This window comes from Aquiflexum sp. TKW24L (assembly GCF_023502205.1).
Lineage (GTDB): Bacteria > Bacteroidota > Bacteroidia > Cytophagales > Cyclobacteriaceae > Cognataquiflexum.
The window spans coordinates 13,482-30,767 of record NZ_JAMFLG010000047.1 but is presented as its reverse complement, the minus strand read 5'-3'; the positions used below and the strand labels follow the sequence as shown (position 1 = coordinate 30,767).

The window sequence follows — 17,286 nt, the reverse complement described above, 5'->3', positions numbered from 1 at the left end:
TGCACTCCGTGGTCAAAAATGAAGGCGAGGCCCACTTTGCGAAACCTTTGCGCTCATTGCGGTTAAAATAATGAATAAGGATGAGTGTCAGTTGAATCACTGACAACGGCAATAAAAGCGGTTTCTCAATTACCAAAAACCGATTTCAAGATCAAATCCTGGATTTCAATGGGAGAGAGTTTTGCTTTGGAATTCTTCTGCCCATTCGGTGTCTCCAAACTCTGCGCCCTCCGTGGTCAAAAATGAAGGCGAGGCCCACTTTGCGAAACCTTTGCGCTCATTGCGGTTAATTTATCAAATATCTCAATTGCCAAATACTGATTTCAAGATCAAATCCTGGATTTCGATGGGAGAGAGTTTTGTTTTGGAATTCAATGTAGGATCTTGGCTGATGAATACAGGATGGTCCAAACTGTCTTTTGGAATGGAGCCATGAGAACCTTTGACCAAGTTCGCATCCAAAGGAATGATGTCCATCAGGTACCGGAAGCCAAGCTTTTTCTTCAGGATTTTGAGCCCAACTGTGGCTTTCAGCATTTTGATATTTGGGTCGGCAAACATCTCCACAGGATCATATCCCGGTTTGCGGTGGATATCCACGCAACGTGCATAGTCCGGGGCTATGGCATCATCCAACCAAAAGTAATACGTAAACCAAGAATCTTTGTCAGCGACGGCGACCAATTCCCCTGACCTTTCATGGTCAAGGTGATAGGCTTTTTTGCCTGCTTCATCCAAGACCGATTCTATACCGGAAATACTTTCCAATAAGGATTTGACTGCCGGAATATCCTTTTTGTCTTTGACATAAATATGTGCCAATTGGTGGTCAGAAACGGCAAAGGCCTTGGATGTCCCTGCGTCTAAAGTCTCCAATCCCAATTCATTTTTGACAGCGATGTAGCCTTTTTCTCTCAGTATCCTGTTGATGTGAATCGGATGGTTGACTGAAGTGATGCCGTATTCGGACAGCAAAATCACCTTTGTGCCCTGCTTTTCATAATAGCTGATTAGGTCTTTGGCGACTTCATCTATTTCACTCAATTCTTTTCCGATTTTGGAAAAATCGATCCCGCACTGTTGCAGCTTATAATCCAAATTTGGCAAATAGATCAGGGTCAATGTCGGATTGTGCCACTCGTCCACTTTCTTGGAAGCGTCCGCAATCCATTTGGTGGAGGCAATATTGGCGTTTGGTCCCCAAAAGGAAAAAAGCGGAAACTGTCCCAATTCTGTTTGCAACCTGTCTCTCAATTCCATCGGATGGCTGTGGCAATCAGGTAATTTTAAGCCGTTTGCCGGGTAAAGGGGCCTTGGGGTCACCTGATAATCTGCGTTGGAGTACATGTTGTACCACCAAAACATGTTGGAAACGGTGAACTCAGGATTGATTTTTTTGGCCACATCCCAGATTTTTTCGGATTGGACCAAGTTGTTTGACTGCCTCCAAAACTTTATTTCGCATTCGTCCCTAAAATACCAACCGTTACCTACGATGCCGTTTTCGGAAGGCCATTTCCCTGTCAGGTAGACAGATTGAGCCGAACAGGTAACCGCAGGCAGAACCGGCTCGATGGTGGCGCTTTGCCCTTTTGCGATCCAATCTCTCAAAAATGGGGTATGCTCGCCGATCACCCGACCGGATAAAGCGACGATATCTATGACTACTGTTTTTTTCATGGATTGCTGCTGTTTTGAATGACCCACTGCAGTTCCCGGATGATCGATCCGCCCAAATCAAGGTTGATACTTTCCGGCAACACTTCCCAAGTGTATGTTTCCACTTCGAGGTGATTGCAGACTGGGTCTTTGGCGATGTAATCTAACACATCAATGATGTCTTGTTGTGTGGAGGAGATTTTTCCATAATCCGCCAAAAATACCGGGACATGGTAATGGATTCTCCATTCTTCTGATGCTGTATTTGCTAAGGTTTCCATTGCCTGCGGCAAATCATTGAAAGAAACCAAGCTGCTATCTGAGTTTCGGGCTACGACTTGGTGCAGGTATGTTGACTCTGCAAAAGGGCTAAGCAGGGATTCTAATTCTTTCCTTGCAGATTGGTCCTTGGGGATATTTACCTTCAAAGCAGCACTGATCTGGATTTTTCCGATTTTGATTCCTGCTGATCGGAATGCCTGAAATATTTCAGAAGGTTTTTCATAGACAACCGCAAAATGACAGACGTCATAGCAGATCCTGATATGTTCTTTGAGACTGGATTCCGCTTCTTGGGAAGAGATTCCAAGTTTCTCGGTCAAGTATTTTCCACCGACAGGAATCAACCAATTTTGATAGAAATCAAGCACTTCCTGGGTGTTTTCGAGGATTCCATCAGGTTCTGGCTCTATATCAAGGTGAAGGAGTTTGCCTGTATTTTTATGGATTAAATAGAGCTTTTCAGCAATTTTGGCAAGGTTCAGCGTGGAGGAATGAATCGCTTGATCCATTTGAAATTTGTCTTTGTGCCAATGTCTGTAGGATAGCGGAGAAGTGGATATGCCGCCATCTATGCCTTCGGGAATGAGAGCTGCAAGGATATCGAAAAGTCGGTCTGTGTAAGCCCATCTCTCCCGAGTTGTCCAATCAGGTTGATGGACTTCATCTTTTACGACCTGATTATGGAAACCTCCGTATGGAAAGCCATTGAAAGTAAATACGTAACAGTCGTTTGCTGCTAACCAAGATTTGAATTCCTCTAGGTTTTCGGTTTTCGCCAATTCCAGGCTAGCCTCATGGGAAGACCGGAGTCCGATTCCAAAAGATGCGTTTGGAGAAACTGCCGCTTTTATCCTTGGGATGTATTCTTTGAGATTTTGGAAAGTCGCCTCCCAACTTTCTCCCGGATGGATATTGGTACAATAGGTTAAATGATGACCGTTTTTAAACATGGGTTTTATGGAATTAATCAAATTAAACCCAAAAATTAGGAACGGGCAACAAGATTTTCTAGGTGAAACAATTTTAGATGATCAATGGATTTCAAAATCAGGTCATTGTCCATTTGGTGAACTTCAACTCCTTTGCCCAAAGATTCCAACAAAGTAATGGTGAGTTCACCGCCTAGATGCTCCCGAAACTCTTCCAGGCCTTTCAGCAATGCCTGACCGGACAATTCCGGATGGTAGATTTCAAATCCCAAGGTTTTGATCAGGTTGATGATCCGCATCAGGTCGGCTTGGCTGATCATTCCATTGAGATAAGAATATGTACTGTCCAAAGCAATTCCAATTGCGACAGCCTCCCCATGCCTGACCTGATAGTGGGTGAGGTGTTCGAGTTTATGTGCTGCCCAATGTCCAAAATCCAAAGGTCTTGCCGAACCCGTTTCAAAGGGATCTTTGCCTGCGATATGGTCCATGTGCATTTGGGCACATCTGATGATCAGTTCCTGCATGGGTTCCATCACCCTGTTGGCGAGCTGATCGGCATGTTCTTCCAACCACTCAAAAAAGCTTAAATCTTTGATCAAAGCGACTTTGATAGCTTCAGAAATACCAGATCTCCAATCCCTGTCATCTAATGTTGTGAGGAAATTAAAATCATTGATGACTGCATAGGGAGGCGCAAAAGTGCCGAGGTAATTTTTCTTTCCGTAGGAATTGATACCGTTTTTGACCCCAACACCTGAGTCATTTTGAGAAAGTACAGTAGTCGGGATCCGAATATGCCTGATTCCTCTGTGGGAAATGGCTGCTGCAAAACCCACCATATCCAACACCGCTCCGCCACCGATTCCTACGATATAGGAATGCCTGTCAATTCCGAAAATGCTGGTGGCATCCACGATTTTCTTGAAAATGGTTTCGTCGTTTTTAGAAATCTCCCCACCCTCAACTACCAAAGGTGCTGTGCTGAGCAAAAACTTGTTTTCATAGGCCTTTGCGTAATCCGTGATTTCGTTGAGGAGATTGGGAAAAGCATCTGCCACACCGCTGTCCACCACAAAAAAGGCTTTCGCTTTTTTTCCGTTGTCCAGAAAATCGGCAAGCATTGGGTTGTTAACATTAAAAATTCCTTCCAAAAAACAAACCTGATACCGGAATGGGACGGTGAAGGTCTGCTCAATAATCTTTTCCATTGGTATAAACTTAAATTATCAAAGTCTCTATTTAATCCCAAATATGGCCTTTTTGTTTTGTTTGTGATTCAACACAAAATTGCCAGAAATCAGTTTAGGTGACGGCGAATTTTTTGGCAAGGTAAATTGAAATGGGCAATAACAATAATACAATTATACCAAATTGCCATCCGGCAAATGCCGCTGCAAGGGAAGCGTTGAGGATAATCAGGGAAATCACCCCTGCTTTGACAGCTTTTCCAATCAGTTGAGGGACTTGTTCACGGATAGCTTTTATCAAAGGTGGGAAAATCATATAAGCAAACAGCGCTAGAAAAGGGATTACTTGGAATATGCGATTTGTTTCTAGATTACTCAATGCCAAGATGGCGACGATGATGGCAGCGTACATCAAAAATCCAGCTTTTAAAGCTTTTCTGTTTTTTCCATGAACTTCCCCACGGCTGATCATCGTAATGGCAGCCACAAATACCAGCGGTATAAAACCTAGGAACCAATAACTTTGAAGCATGATGGGGAAGGCGCTGATTCCCAAAAGAAGGTTTCCCGCACGGCAAAGTCCCATATTGATGGGACCAAAAATAAATTGGTGTTTGCCCCAATAATCATACAAGACCGCCAAAACAGCGACAGTCAAAGCAATCAATGCACTGAGAGTGCTGACGTTCCAAGCGGCTATAACTCCCATCAAAAGCAATAGAAAAGCCATCAAAGCAGCTTTTCCCTTGGAAACTCTTCCGCTTGGGATAGGCCTTTCGGGTCTTTCTTTTGCATCCAATTCCGCATCAAACACATCGTTGAAAGCTACACCTCCGCCATACAATCCGATGGTGGAAAGTGTCAACCAAAGAAGGTTATGGAAAACGGGCGAGTCTATCAAATTGGTCTCGTCAGCAAAAATAACCAAGGCTCCGCCTGCGATGGCGAAGCCTGCCCAAATATCAGCAATGGCTGTGACGATGTTTGCGGGGCGGGTGAGTTGTAGGTAGGCTTTGATTTTTGACATGCTTAATTCTCCACAATGTCAGATCCTTCAACTCTTGGGGTCTGTCCGCCTCTAAGGACCGAGTTGCCAAATTGCCTTTCTCTTTGGTCAATAGGTTCCGGTTTTAGCCAATCCATTTCATCCATCTGTCCACTTTGGGAGTAGGCTGTCAGGGCGTTTTGGTAGCAAGTCATGCGGATATGTTCTTCAGGAATTCCCATTTTGCGCATCAGAGCGGCTGTTTTTGGAACGGCCAATGGATCACTGATGCCCCAATCCGCAGCACTGTCAACGATAATTCTTTCCGGACCATAATGCTTGACAATCTCTGCCATCCGCTCACTTCCCATTTTGGTATGGGGATAGATGGTAAATGCCGCCCAATAACCCCTGTCCAAAACCTCTTTGACTGTTTCTTCATTGTTGTGGTCGACGATGACCATGCTTGGCGGCAGGCCATGTTCCTCACTGACATCCATGCTGCGGTAAGTTCCTTTTTTCTTATCCCTATGTGGGGTATGGATCAAAACAGGGAGATTCACTTCTTTGGCCAACTCAAGTTGAAGGCGGTAAAAGCGGTCCTCAGCTTCCGTTTGGTCATCATAGCCGATTTCTCCTATGGCAACGACGCCTTCCTTCCCTACATACAATGGCAACAATTCCATTACTTCTTCCGCCAAAGGCACATTGTTGGCTTCTTTGGAATTCAGCCCCATGGTGCAATAATGGACGATGCCGAATTGCTTGGCGCGGAAACGCTCCCAACCAACCAATGTGCTGAAATAATCTTTGAAGCTTCCCACCTCAGTTCGTGGCTGACCCAACCAAAAAGCCGGTTCGATGATCGCCACGATACCTGCTTTGCGCATGGCTTCGTAGTCATCAGTAGTCCTGGAAACAACATGAATATGGGGATCTATAAACATTTCCATTTTGTGATATTTTTATTTGAGTAACCTAAATGATATACTTTTCAATTCAAAAACTAACTTGATTAATGGTCTGGTTCGCGTCATCCTGAAGGAGGTACGACTGAAGGATCTAATTATTTTCGGTAAGACTCTACTTCCGATAGCCGGGATCATTACCAATGACCTGAACATACGGGCCGTCAATCTGAACGTAGTGAAGAGTCTTACTGATTAATGAGATTCTTCACCTCCGCAAGCTCCGGTTCAGAATGACGGTCCTCCATCGTTAACTCATTTCTGTTCATTTTTTTCCATGATGAACACTCATAAGGACGATAAAACAGCCGATACTGAGCCTATTTCGGTAGCGTCTCCTGAAATTCCTTTCCGATTGATTCCCAGGTAATTCCTCCGGTTTCGATGGCTTCTTTGATGACATGGTTTTCATCGAGCAGATTTCTCGCTTTGTCAAAACTGCTTTTGCTACATGCCAAAAGCGCGGCCTTTTCCTGAAGCAGGTCTCCGGTCTGTAACACTACCTCTATGTCTTTTATGTTTTCTTCGTTGATAAAAGGTCCGACAAAACGCCAAAGTTCAGGCATTATCTTACGGCCTGCAGCCCATCTTTCATGCGCAAAGTCGATCAGGATATTGGCAAGTTGTGGATTAGCCCTTTCATCCGCACCCTCGATTTGGTATAATGGACGGAGGAGGAAAATGGCCTTGATCACCATCTGATTCCAAGCCCTTTCTTCGAAATTTTCGGCAGGATAAGGATTGTTCAGCGCAATGGCATCAAAGATAGAACTGATATTAGTCCTGAGACCTTCGATGGCCCTTTCCTTCATTTCTTTTTGGAATGGCATCAAAGGAATGGCTGCATAAAGCGACTGCTGTTCGTGCATATCACCAGTTTCAAAAAGCTTATTCAGCGACGTCACCCAAGAGGTAGGGTCTCTTTCTTCAAAGTGAAGCAAGAGGTAAGTTCTTGCTGTCTGCAGTTGGTCCCAAGTATCGGGACGGAAACCTTCAAGCAAGGTATTTGCCTCTTTTTTTTGAATTTCCGAAGGCTGTAAAAGGTATTTTTTGAAATACCTAGAGGCCTGACCAAAGGCCATATAAAACTTCAGGTAAGAAGATTCATTTTGGATTTTTTCCTTTTGAAGCAAGAGCCATTCGATGGATTTTGGATCGGATTCTTGTTGTAACAGTTCAAAAAGAAAGGCTTTGGCTTTATCTAAATCTATAATTTTGTCCATGGTTTAGACTGTTATTTGGGTCAAATAAATCAGCATTTTAAAGTTAATGGTTTTTTTGAAAATATGGACGAGATCGATTTTGAAGGGTAAAATCTGACTTTGACTTGCTTTCTGTAATCCAACCGTTTTTTTGTCAGACAAATTTATTTCATAGGAAAAACATTCATTTTACATCTATTTTGGCCATTTCACTGCCTTCTAAATAATTGATTGCTGTAGAATAGGGTTTTCATGTTTAGGATTTGATTCAAAAAGATGACTAAAATCATCTATGGAATTTTCAATCCAAAATCCTGTTTTGGAATAAATTAACGCAAAGCGAAATTGGTCGAAATCGGAATCTGCAGAATTCTATTCTTTGGATAAAAGAATCGTGATCTACACTTTTCCAAAGTAATAAATGCTGAGGACAAAACTTTTTCAAATGAATAAATGTGAATCATCACACTTTTCCTAAGGAAAGTTTATCCTTTGGGTTGAAGTTTGTGTCATAATCTCCCAATTTTACCTTCCTCCCGGAGGGCAATATTTTTTCAGATAGTCTGTGTAAAGTGTAGAAAGGTGGAGGAAAGTCCCTTGTCCTTCAGAAATGCTGTGTGACCTGTTGGGGTAGGGCATGACCTGAAATTGCTTGTTGTGCTTGATCAGCTCATTGATGAGCATGTCGGCGTTTTGGTAATGGACATTATCATCGGCAGTACCATGAATATAAAGCAGGTTACCCTGTAGGTTTTTTGCATGGGAAAGAGGAGAACCGTTTACAAAGTCTTCCAGATTTTCCTGTGGCAATCCCATGTACCTTTCCTGGTAAATATTGTCATAGGTGAGCTGATTGGCCACCGCAGCGATAGAAATGCCTGTTTTGTAAATTTCAGGATATTGGAACATCAGGTTAAGCGTAGCCGTGCCGCCACCGCTCCAACCCCAAACTGCAATCCGCTCGGGATCCACAAATGACCATTTTAGGATTTCCTTTGCGCCTAGCGCTTGGTCGCGGATATTGATGTCACCGATTTTTCTGTAAATGGACTTGCGCCACTCTCTACCTTTTGGTGCGGGAGTTCCGCGGTTGTCAAGAGAGATATAAATATACCCATCCTGTCTCATGTCCCCTTTGTAAAGTCTGTTTCTTGATGATCCAAATCCGTCAGCGACTGTTGCACCCCAAGGTTCTGAGTAGACATAAAACACTACAGGGTACTTTTTGGAAGGGTCAAAGTTTGCTGGTTTGACCATCCAACCATCCATCTCAATACCTTCTTCGGTGGTGATTTTGAAGAATTCGGTTGTCTTTTCCACTTGGGCGGAAGAGAGTTTTGCAGCTATACTTTCTTTTTCATTAAAAGCCTGATGCTTTGGCAGGCTGACCATTTCGCCCAATGGTCTTGTGTAATGGTTTGAAAAGCGGTGCTGTGCAAATTTTGCTGTTGGAGAAAGATTGTAGCTGTGCGTTCCGGGAAATCCTTCAGGAGTGACCATTTCCAATTTGCCTTTGCCATCCAATCGGCTGCGGTAAAGGTATTTTTGGGTGGCATTGTCAGGAGAGGCGATGAAATAGACAAAACCGCTTTTTTCATCATAGGCTTTCATGGAAATCACATCATAGTTTCCGGGTGTGGCCAAAAGTTCTTTTTTGCCATCTATGCTGATTCTGTACAATTGCTTCCAGCCCCCTTTTTCGCTTGGCCAAAGAAATTCTTTGCCACCGGCAAGCCAATGTACCGGATGTTTGAAGTCGATATCATACGTATCGTCACCCGGGCTCATCACATCTACCCACGCAGGGTCAGTTTCAGTGTGAATTAGGGTGATTTTACCTGTCGTCGCATCACAACGTAAAATTTTGCTTTCGTTTTGTTTGCGGTTTAGCTGCTGTACAAGAAATTCATTGGTACCGGGGATAAACTCCAACCTCACGAGATAATGTTGTCTTGGATCACCTTCAATATCCATCCATTTGGTGTTGGTAGTAGCAATATCAATCACGCCAATCCGAGCTGCTGAAGGGCTTTCGCCGACTTTTGGGTACTCTACAGGAATGATTCTGGAATACACCGAATCGGTATTGTTGATCATGTAATAATCCCTTGTCCCCTCGGCATCGAGTTGCCAAAATGCAATAGACTTGCTGTCATTACTCCAACGGAAACCGTCACGGCAGGCAAATTCCTCCTCATATACCCAATCAAAAGTTCCGTTGATGAATTTTCTGTTTCCGTCTTTGGTAAGCGCGGTGATGGACTGGGTTGCGAGGTCTTCTAAATAAATGTTGTATTCGCTGACATAAGCTGCTTTGGTGCCGTCGGGAGATATTTTGGTAAACATCAGTGAAGATTCAGGCCTTGATTTGCCCAATTGTTTTAGGCTATTGTCCTTCATGTCCAAAATCCAATAATCACCACGGGTATTGATTCGCCAGACCTGCTTGGAATTGGTGAAAATGAGCAGCTTGGTATTGTCCTGCGAAAACGCATACAAGTCCAACTTAAGCGGATCGCTTTTTCCGGATGGAGTCAGTTGTTGTTTGCTGACGAGCACTTTCCTGTCGTTTGCCGGCAAGGTGTATTGGGCGATCTCATTTTGTTCGACACTGAAATAAGCCGTGCCATCATTAGACCATTTGATATCGCCTTGTTGGGCTTGTGCATAGGGAATAAAAAGAAAAACAAAGAAAACCAAGAATAACTTCAGGAAATGATAGGGTTTCATAGGGATTGGTTTTTTATTAAAGAAAAGGATATTTCAAATTTCAAAGAATTTCATTTTTGCAGAAGCGTTTTTAAAGCACACGCTGCACCAATAAACTCCTTCGATCAACATGCTTTTGGTATGCCAAGGATCGGTGTTGTCCGGCAATTTAGCAAAATCTTGGAGTGTATTCAATTCATTTAGGTTATCCATCAATCCTGTTCCTTCGGCTTTTAAAATGGATTCTTTGATCGTCCAGATTTTGAAGAATTGTTCTTCAGGTTGTTTTGATTTTTGGATAAAATCAATTTCATCGGGATGGAAAGACATTTTTAAAACAGATGGATAGTCAAAATCAGGATTTATTTTTTCTATATCGATTCCACATGGATTTGAGGAAAAAATAAATATGAGCCAATCACCCGAATGTGAGGTATTGAAATGGATGTTTTCTTGATTTTTAATTTTAGGTTTTTGGAATTCGTTCATCTCAAATTCTACTGATTGGGGTTCACAGCCGAGGTAGTATCCGCAAAGGATTTTCTTCAGAATAGTGCTCGCCAAAAAGGTATTTTTGTCCTCTTCTCTGACAATCCGGGCCAATTTTTCTGATTCCTTTTGGGAGAGCATTCCTTTATTGCCAAGAATCCAATCAGTGTTTTTGGAAATCCTAAACCTGAAGACCTGGATTTCATCTAAATCGTTTTTTTTTCCAAATTTTTTCCAATTAGGATCTATATCTTTCCAATCGATGATTATATGTAAATTCATGAATCCGATTTTTCATCAAGGATTTTTTGAATCTTCTCGGCTATTTCTTTCAAGATTTCAGTTTTTTTGAGAATAATGTCATGGTGTCCGCCGATATTTATCACCTTGACTTTTTCAACAAATGAGGTCCATCCATAGAATTTTGGTTCTTCTATATAAGTTTCTTTGGTTTTTGCCCGCAATAAATACAAGGTGCCATGATAACAAGGAACTAACTCGTATTTATTTAATAAATAGGTATTATTTTTTGAAACTTTATTGAGGTAGTCTTTAGATGTATTCACAAATGATGGATTGGGCTTTAATTTTAGTGTTGAAAATATCAAAGCCATTTTTCGTTTAAGATAACTTTTTCTATTCTTTAAATATCCCACAGGTTCATTCAATAAAAAGTTTCCCAGAGCTAGGATGATGTTTAACTGAAGTTTAATAATTTCAAATGGTGAATGTCTTTCTCGGTAATCGAACGCAGCTGTGTCAAATAAAATAAGTTTATTGACTTTTTGTCCCATAGATTGAAGTTGCTTGGCCATTTCATAAGCCACAATTCCACCAAAGCAATAGCCTGATAAATTGTAAGGGCCATCCGGATTTTGTTCAATCATCAGTGAAATATAGTAAGTAGCCATTTCTTCAAGAGATTTGTCAGGTTCCTCGATTCCATCCAAGCCTTTTGGTTGAAAGCCATAAATAGGCTGGTCTGTGTCAATGTATTTTGCTAAATTATAATAAATAGATGCAGAGGATCCTCCTCCATGAACCATATATAATGGTGGTTTGCTTCCAGAGGTTTTTACATCTAATAATGATTTCAAACCAACCTGATTTTGATTGATGTTCTCAATTGCATTTGCGAGTTCTGATATACTCGAGTATTTGAATATCAGATTAATGGTAAGTTTTGACCCAATTTCTTTTTCCAAAGCTGACATTACTTTTACAGCCAGCAGGGAATGTCCCCCCAATGCAAAGAAATCATCATGGATGCCTATCCGATCCAAACCGAGGATTCTCTGCCAGATAGCTGCAATCTGTTTTTCCAGATCATTCCTTGGTTCAGTATATCCGGAGGTCACCATATCGCCGATTCCGACATCGGGCAGTGCTTTTCTGTCGGTTTTGCCACTGTGTGTGAGGGGTAGTTTTTCGAGCCCTACCCAAAGAGCCGGCACCATGTATTCTGGTAGTTTTGACCTGAGGAATGCGCTGACGGATCCTTTGTCGAAAGTCCCGTCGCAGATGACATATCCCACGAGCCTTTTGTCACCCTGTCCGTTTTCTTTTGCCATGACTACCGCTTGCTTCACACTGGGATGGAGTAGTAGGACGGATTCGATTTCACCGAGTTCGATTCGGTATCCCCTGATTTTGACCTGGTCGTCCAACCTGCCCAGATACTCTAAATTACCGTCCCCGCGCCATCTGCCCAAGTCTCCCGTTCTGTATAATCGTTCTTCAGGCCTGTACGGGTTTTCTATAAATTTCTCCCTGGTGAGCTCTTCCCGGTTTAAATATCCCCTTGCTAGGCCTACTCCGCCTATGCAAATCTCCCCGACAGTACCGTAAGGAACGAGGTGGTGGGTGGGATTTAACAAGTAAAGCGCTGTGTTGTCAATCGGTTTGCCTATTGGAATGTTCAGTTCCTCAGCTGTCTCACAGGCATAGTAACTCACGTCTATACTCGCTTCTGTAGGACCATAGAGATTCATTAGACTTACATCCGGGAGCAATTCTTTGAAACGCTTTACTTGTTCCGCTTTTAAGGCTTCTCCACTGGTATATACTTGCTTTAGACTGCTTAGCTTCGAAATGTTTTCTGTTGAGCTGCTCAGAAATTCTAAAAAGGCTTCAAGCATACTTGGTACAAAATGTAACACCGTAACCTGTGAGGCTTCTATTGTCGAAACAATTTTTTCGGGTTGTTTCTCTCCTCCTGGTTCCAACATACTCACACAGGCCCCCTGCAAGGACCACCAGATAAGTTCCCATACCGATACATCAAAAGTAAAAGTGGTCTTTTGAAGGATACAATCTTTTTCTGTCAAAGCATAGGACTTCTGCATCCAAGCCAATCGGTTGACCAAACCCCTGTGCTCGAGCATACAACCCTTCGGTTTACCCGTTGAACCTGATGTGTAAATCACGTACATCAGGTTCTCGGGACTTATCCTGGTTACAGGATTTGTGTTTGGATAGTTGCCTTCTTTTATCGCGCTCCTGAATCCTTCCAGTTCAACCTGATTGATAACTATTTTCAACTTTGCATCTTCTTTGATAAAGTCCTTTCGTTCCTGAGGAAACTCTGGATCTATCGGTACATATGCAGCTCCCGATTTGATAATCGCCAATATGCCTATCACCATCCACTCACTGCGCTCCAACTCTATTCCTACCAGATCATCGGGCTGTATATTGTATCTTTCAATCAGATAATGTGCAAACTGGTTCGAACATTCATTCAGCTCTTTGTAGCTTAGCTTATAATCCTTGAACATTAATGCCACTGCATCAGGAGTTTTATTCACCTGTTCCTCAAACAAGTCCACGATTGTCTTGTCGTGGGGGTATTCCGCATCTGTAGCATTTAAAGTTTCTAACAGAAGGGTTTTTTCCTCTGTGGGAATAATGTTTAAGTGATCCAGGTTTAAGGATGGATTTTCTAGGATTGATTTAAGAAGATGAATATAGTGGGTCACGAAACGTTCTATTGTGTCAGGTCTATATAGATCTGTATTGTATTCTGCTATCCCTTCTATGCCTGATTCAACTTCTATGAGTTCAAAAGTCATGTCAAACTTTGAAGTGAAATGCTCATAAGTTTCCTCTGATACTAAGACATCCTCAAGTTGCACCTCGTTTTTTGGAACATTTTGCAAAACGAATAGAACCTGAAAGACAGGGTTTCTGCTTAAGTCTCTTTTTTGTCCAAGGCTTTCTACCACCATTTCAAATGGTATTTGTTGGAATTCGAATGAATCGAGAGCAGTTGAACGGATTTCTTTGAGAAGTTCTGTAAAGGTCATGGTTCCCCTTAGGTTAGACCTAAGTGCCAAAGTGTTGACGAAAAACCCTATAAGATTTTCTGTTTCGGAACTTTCCCTACCCGCTACAGGTGTGCCTATACAAATATCTTCCTGACCGCTGTACCGATATAGCAGTGTTTTGAATGCGGCAAGCAATGTCATAAAAAGGGTTGTCTGTTGGCTATGTCCCAATTCTCTCAATTGAGATACCATAGAATTATCAATTGAAAAACGGTAACTATTCCCATGGTTACTTTGAATCGGAGGTCTGCCAAAATCGGTTGGCAACTGAAGCGGGGATACGTTTTTTAGTTTGGCTTTCCAATAATCGATTTTGGTCTGGGCAGCATTGCTTCTTAGTAAACTTCTTTGCCAGAGGGCATAATCAATGTACTGGATAGGAAGAGGGGGCAATGAAATCTGTATTCCGTTGACCAGGGAATGATAGGATTCCCAAAGTTCTTTCCTGAGGATGTAGGAAGACCATCCGTCTGAGGCGATGTGGTGCATGTTGATGACAAGGCAATGTTGTTCCGGTGCCATTGTAATGAGCCAAGCCCTCATCATGTAGTCTTTGGTCAGGTCGAAGGGAATTCTGATTAGTGTGGTTATTTTATTTTTAAGGAGTGCCGAATCCTGCACTTCTATCCTGTCAAGTTTCCATTGGTCTATACCCAACACGATCTGGCAATCCATCCCGTCCTTTTCCCTAATTACAGTACTAAGTGCTTTATGGCGGTTGAGGATTATTTTGAATGCCTTTTCGAGTGAGCTGATTGCAATATTTCCGCTGATACGGAAGATCAAAGGAACATGATACTGAATACTTCCAGATAACTGATGGATAAACCAAAGGCTTTGCTGATTGTGGGAAAGGGGGATAATATTTGGTTTTTCAGAATTATCAAGTAGAATGAGGTCATTTCCTTCACTACTTTTGGAGGCTAAGATTTCAGCCAACTGCCTAATGGTAGGGAAATTGAACATCTCCCTGATCGAAAGTTCGATACCCACCTCACTTCTGATAGTGGCAATAACTTTCATCGCCAGTAAGGAGTGCCCTCCCAAAACAAAGAAATTATCTTGGACACCAATCCTCTCCAATCCGAGAGTTTTTTGCCAGATCTTTGCGATTTGATTTTCAAGTTCAGTTTTGGGAGCCTCGTAATCTTCACTTTGGATCTGTTCAATTTCAATTGCCGCGAGAGCTTTCTTGTCGACTTTCCCACTGAATGCTAGTGGTAGATTTTCAAGTTCCATCCAAAGGGATGGAATCATATAATCCGGTAGTTTGGATTGAAGGAATGCAATGACAGCATCCTGATCAAAGGTTCCATGGCAAACTACGTAGCCTATTAGTCTTTTATCCCCACTTGGACCTTCTTTGGCCAGAACTACAGCTTGTTTTATAGATGGATGTAGTTGTAAAATCGATTCGATCTCGCCCAGTTCGATTCGATATCCCCTGATTTTGACCTGATCGTCCAACCTTCCCAAATATTCTATATTACCGTCAGGCAACCATCTGGCCAAATCTCCTGTATGGTACATCACTGCATCTTTGTCATCTGAAAAAGGGTCAGGGACAAATTTTTGAGCTGTCAGTTCAGGTCGATTGAGATAACCTCTTCCTACACCTTTTCCACTGATGCATAATTCTCCAGGGATTCCCAATGGGTTCAAACTACCCCTCGGACTCAGGATATAGATTTTGGTATTGTCTATAGGTTTACCAATGGTGACCTTTTCATGAACTTCCAGCTTTTTGAAAGCAGATGTAATGGTGGTTTCGGTTGGACCATAGAGATTCCATAGTTTGCCTGTTCGGGTAAGCCTGTTTTTGGCCTCTTCCCCAATCGCTTCCCCACCTGTTGTCATAATTATCCCTTCCGGATTGTTCCAGCCCGCATTGAGCAGCAATTGCCAGCCAGAGGCAGTTGCCTGCATGTGCGTGGGTTTATGTTTTTTAAGCTCTTTGGCAAGTTTGAATCCGTCCATGGAAACTTCTTTGCTGACCAATATTACCTTAGCCCCAACTGCAAGAGGCACAAACAGTTCCAGACAAAAGGCATCAAAAATATATGTGGTGACAGATAATTGGATTGATGCCGAATCATACTCCACAATTTTGGACAAACTGTTTACGAAGTTGACAAGGTTCCGGTGCTCCACCATGGCACCTTTAGGTTTGCCTGTCGATCCTGAGGTATAAATGATATAGACCAGATTTTTGGGGGAAGGAGAAGGGGAGACTTTTTCTGAAGGCATTTTACTGATGACTTCAAGTTCTCGGTCCAATATCAAGCGATTAATTTCATTTCCGAAGTTTTTTGAAGTTTCAGTGGAGCATATTACGATGTTTGCTCCTGTGTCTTCGATCATATAATCGATTCTGTCAGCAGGGAAAAAAGGGTCAATGGGAACATATGCACCTCCAGCTTTGATAATTCCAAAAATTGCAATGATCATTTCCAAGGAACGGTCAAGACATATTGGGACAGGGTTTTCAGAAGTGACACCAATACTTTTCAGGTAATGTGCCAGCTGATTGGACTTTTTATCAAGTTGGCGGTAGGTAAGTTGATTGCTTTCAAATTCAAGCGCAATAGCATCAGGAGTTTTATTCACCTGTTCCTCAAACAAGTCCACGATTGTCTTGTCGTGGGGGTATTCCGCATCTGTAGCATTTAAAGTTTCTAACAGAAGGGTTTTTTCCTCAGTTGGAATAATATTTAAAAGGCCAAGAATCATGGAAGGATGGGAATGAATAGATTCAAGAAGTGTTGCATAATGGGAAACCATCCTATTTACGGTTTCAAAGCTAAAGTACTCCTTGTCAAAGGTGATACACCCTTCAATTTTTTCATCATTTTCTACAATTCCGAAAAGTAAAGTTGAATTGAAATTCTCAAGGTTTATTTTGGATGATTGGTTAAGACCATCTAAATCAGTATTCTTTTGATAGTCGAAGATGACGGGGAAAAGTAACCTCAAATCCTTTTCATTCTTTTTTTCTAATAAGGAAATTAGTTGATCAACAGAGATTTGATTATTGGAATTGGCTTCAATTAAATCGACTTCTAAGCTTTGAAGAAACTCACCAAAATGTAGACTATCATCTATTTTGGTAGCAATAGGAAGGACGTCCAAATAAACGTTTTTTACATCTTTTTGGGTTGGATTGTCAAGTGCTGTTTCTTTAAAACTTGTACCAATGCAAAAATCAATTTGATTACTGTATCTATAAATTAAAACCTTCAATGCAGCAAATAGGACGGTAGATTTAGAGGGTTTTGATTCTGAAAAGTGACTAATAATATTATCAAGGAGAGACTTGTCTATCTGGAAATCGATGGTGTTATTTACGGTTCTAGGGGTCAAAGACCTTGAATGATCCTTTGGCAGTTGTAGTTCTTCGATTCCTTCAAGCTTTTTAATCCAATAATCTTTGATTAAAAAGAAAGACTCCGTCGCTGATTGGGTGATTTGCGATTTTGTTAATGGCATGATCTTTTTGTTTATATCACTAAAAAATACGTCAAAATTTTATTCGAAACTGGTATTTGTT

At 41.9% G+C, this 17,286-nt stretch carries 9 protein-coding genes; all 9 read right to left on the bottom strand.

The features are described from left to right. Positions 1–303 precede the first annotated feature (303 nt). The 9 genes from M3O96_RS19925 to M3O96_RS19885 all read right to left on the bottom strand — a co-directional run bounded on the left by M3O96_RS19925 (position 304) and on the right by M3O96_RS19885 (position 17,225). Complete coding sequence (locus M3O96_RS19925; RefSeq protein ID WP_249723743.1) at positions 304–1,680, bottom strand: alkaline phosphatase family protein; 1,377 nt, start codon at positions 1,678–1,680, stop codon at positions 304–306. Next, positions 1,677–2,891: a metabolite traffic protein EboE gene (gene eboE, locus M3O96_RS19920; RefSeq protein ID WP_249723742.1), complete on the bottom strand. Its 1,215-nt coding sequence runs from the start codon at positions 2,889–2,891 to the stop codon at positions 1,677–1,679. Before eboE ends, M3O96_RS19925 begins: the two co-directional genes overlap by 4 nt. A gap of 35 nt (positions 2,892–2,926) precedes the next feature. Further along, entirely contained in the window at positions 2,927–4,081 is a 1,155-nt protein-coding gene (locus tag M3O96_RS19915) for a 3-dehydroquinate synthase (protein WP_249723738.1), read from the bottom strand. Positions 4,082–4,175: 94 nt separating this feature from the next. Then, positions 4,176–5,087: a UbiA-like protein EboC gene (gene eboC, locus M3O96_RS19910; protein WP_249723736.1), complete on the bottom strand. Its 912-nt coding sequence runs from the start codon at positions 5,085–5,087 to the stop codon at positions 4,176–4,178. 2 nt (positions 5,088–5,089) lie between these two features. Continuing rightward, positions 5,090–5,998: a TatD family hydrolase gene (locus M3O96_RS19905; RefSeq protein ID WP_113925701.1), complete on the bottom strand. Its 909-nt coding sequence runs from the start codon at positions 5,996–5,998 to the stop codon at positions 5,090–5,092. 335 nt (positions 5,999–6,333) lie between these two features. Further along, positions 6,334–7,236 (bottom strand): EboA domain-containing protein, encoded by a 903-nt coding sequence (locus M3O96_RS19900; RefSeq protein ID WP_249723728.1) that lies wholly within the window; start codon positions 7,234–7,236, stop codon positions 6,334–6,336. Between the two features lie 504 nt (positions 7,237–7,740). Continuing rightward, entirely contained in the window at positions 7,741–9,945 is a 2,205-nt protein-coding gene (locus M3O96_RS19895) for a S9 family peptidase (protein WP_249723718.1), read from the bottom strand. A gap of 33 nt (positions 9,946–9,978) precedes the next feature. After that, positions 9,979–10,695, bottom strand: a complete 717-nt coding sequence (locus tag M3O96_RS19890; RefSeq protein WP_249723716.1) for a 4'-phosphopantetheinyl transferase family protein — start codon at positions 10,693–10,695, stop codon at positions 9,979–9,981. Beyond that, the gene (locus tag M3O96_RS19885; RefSeq protein ID WP_249723708.1) at positions 10,692–17,225 is read right to left on the bottom strand and encodes a non-ribosomal peptide synthetase; all 6,534 of its coding nucleotides are present in this window, start codon (positions 17,223–17,225) and stop codon (positions 10,692–10,694) included. The genes M3O96_RS19890 and M3O96_RS19885 overlap by 4 nt, the downstream gene beginning before the upstream one ends. Positions 17,226–17,286: the final 61 nt, after the last annotated feature.

Bases quoted from the DNA above. Each gene is read 5' to 3' on its own strand.
- M3O96_RS19925 (WP_249723743.1), bottom strand. From the start codon at position 1,680: ATGAAAAAAACAGTAGTCATAGATATCGTCGCTTTATCCGGTCGGGTG.
- eboE (WP_249723742.1), bottom strand. From the start codon at position 2,891: ATGTTTAAAAACGGTCATCATTTAACCTATTGTACCAATATCCATCCG.
- M3O96_RS19915 (WP_249723738.1), bottom strand. From the start codon at position 4,081: ATGGAAAAGATTATTGAGCAGACCTTCACCGTCCCATTCCGGTATCAG.
- eboC (WP_249723736.1), bottom strand. From the start codon at position 5,087: ATGTCAAAAATCAAAGCCTACCTACAACTCACCCGCCCCGCAAACATC.
- M3O96_RS19905 (WP_113925701.1), bottom strand. From the start codon at position 5,998: ATGGAAATGTTTATAGATCCCCATATTCATGTTGTTTCCAGGACTACT.
- M3O96_RS19900 (WP_249723728.1), bottom strand. From the start codon at position 7,236: ATGGACAAAATTATAGATTTAGATAAAGCCAAAGCCTTTCTTTTTGAA.
- M3O96_RS19895 (WP_249723718.1), bottom strand. From the start codon at position 9,945: ATGAAACCCTATCATTTCCTGAAGTTATTCTTGGTTTTCTTTGTTTTT.
- M3O96_RS19890 (WP_249723716.1), bottom strand. From the start codon at position 10,695: ATGAATTTACATATAATCATCGATTGGAAAGATATAGATCCTAATTGG.
- M3O96_RS19885 (WP_249723708.1), bottom strand. From the start codon at position 17,225: ATGCCATTAACAAAATCGCAAATCACCCAATCAGCGACGGAGTCTTTC.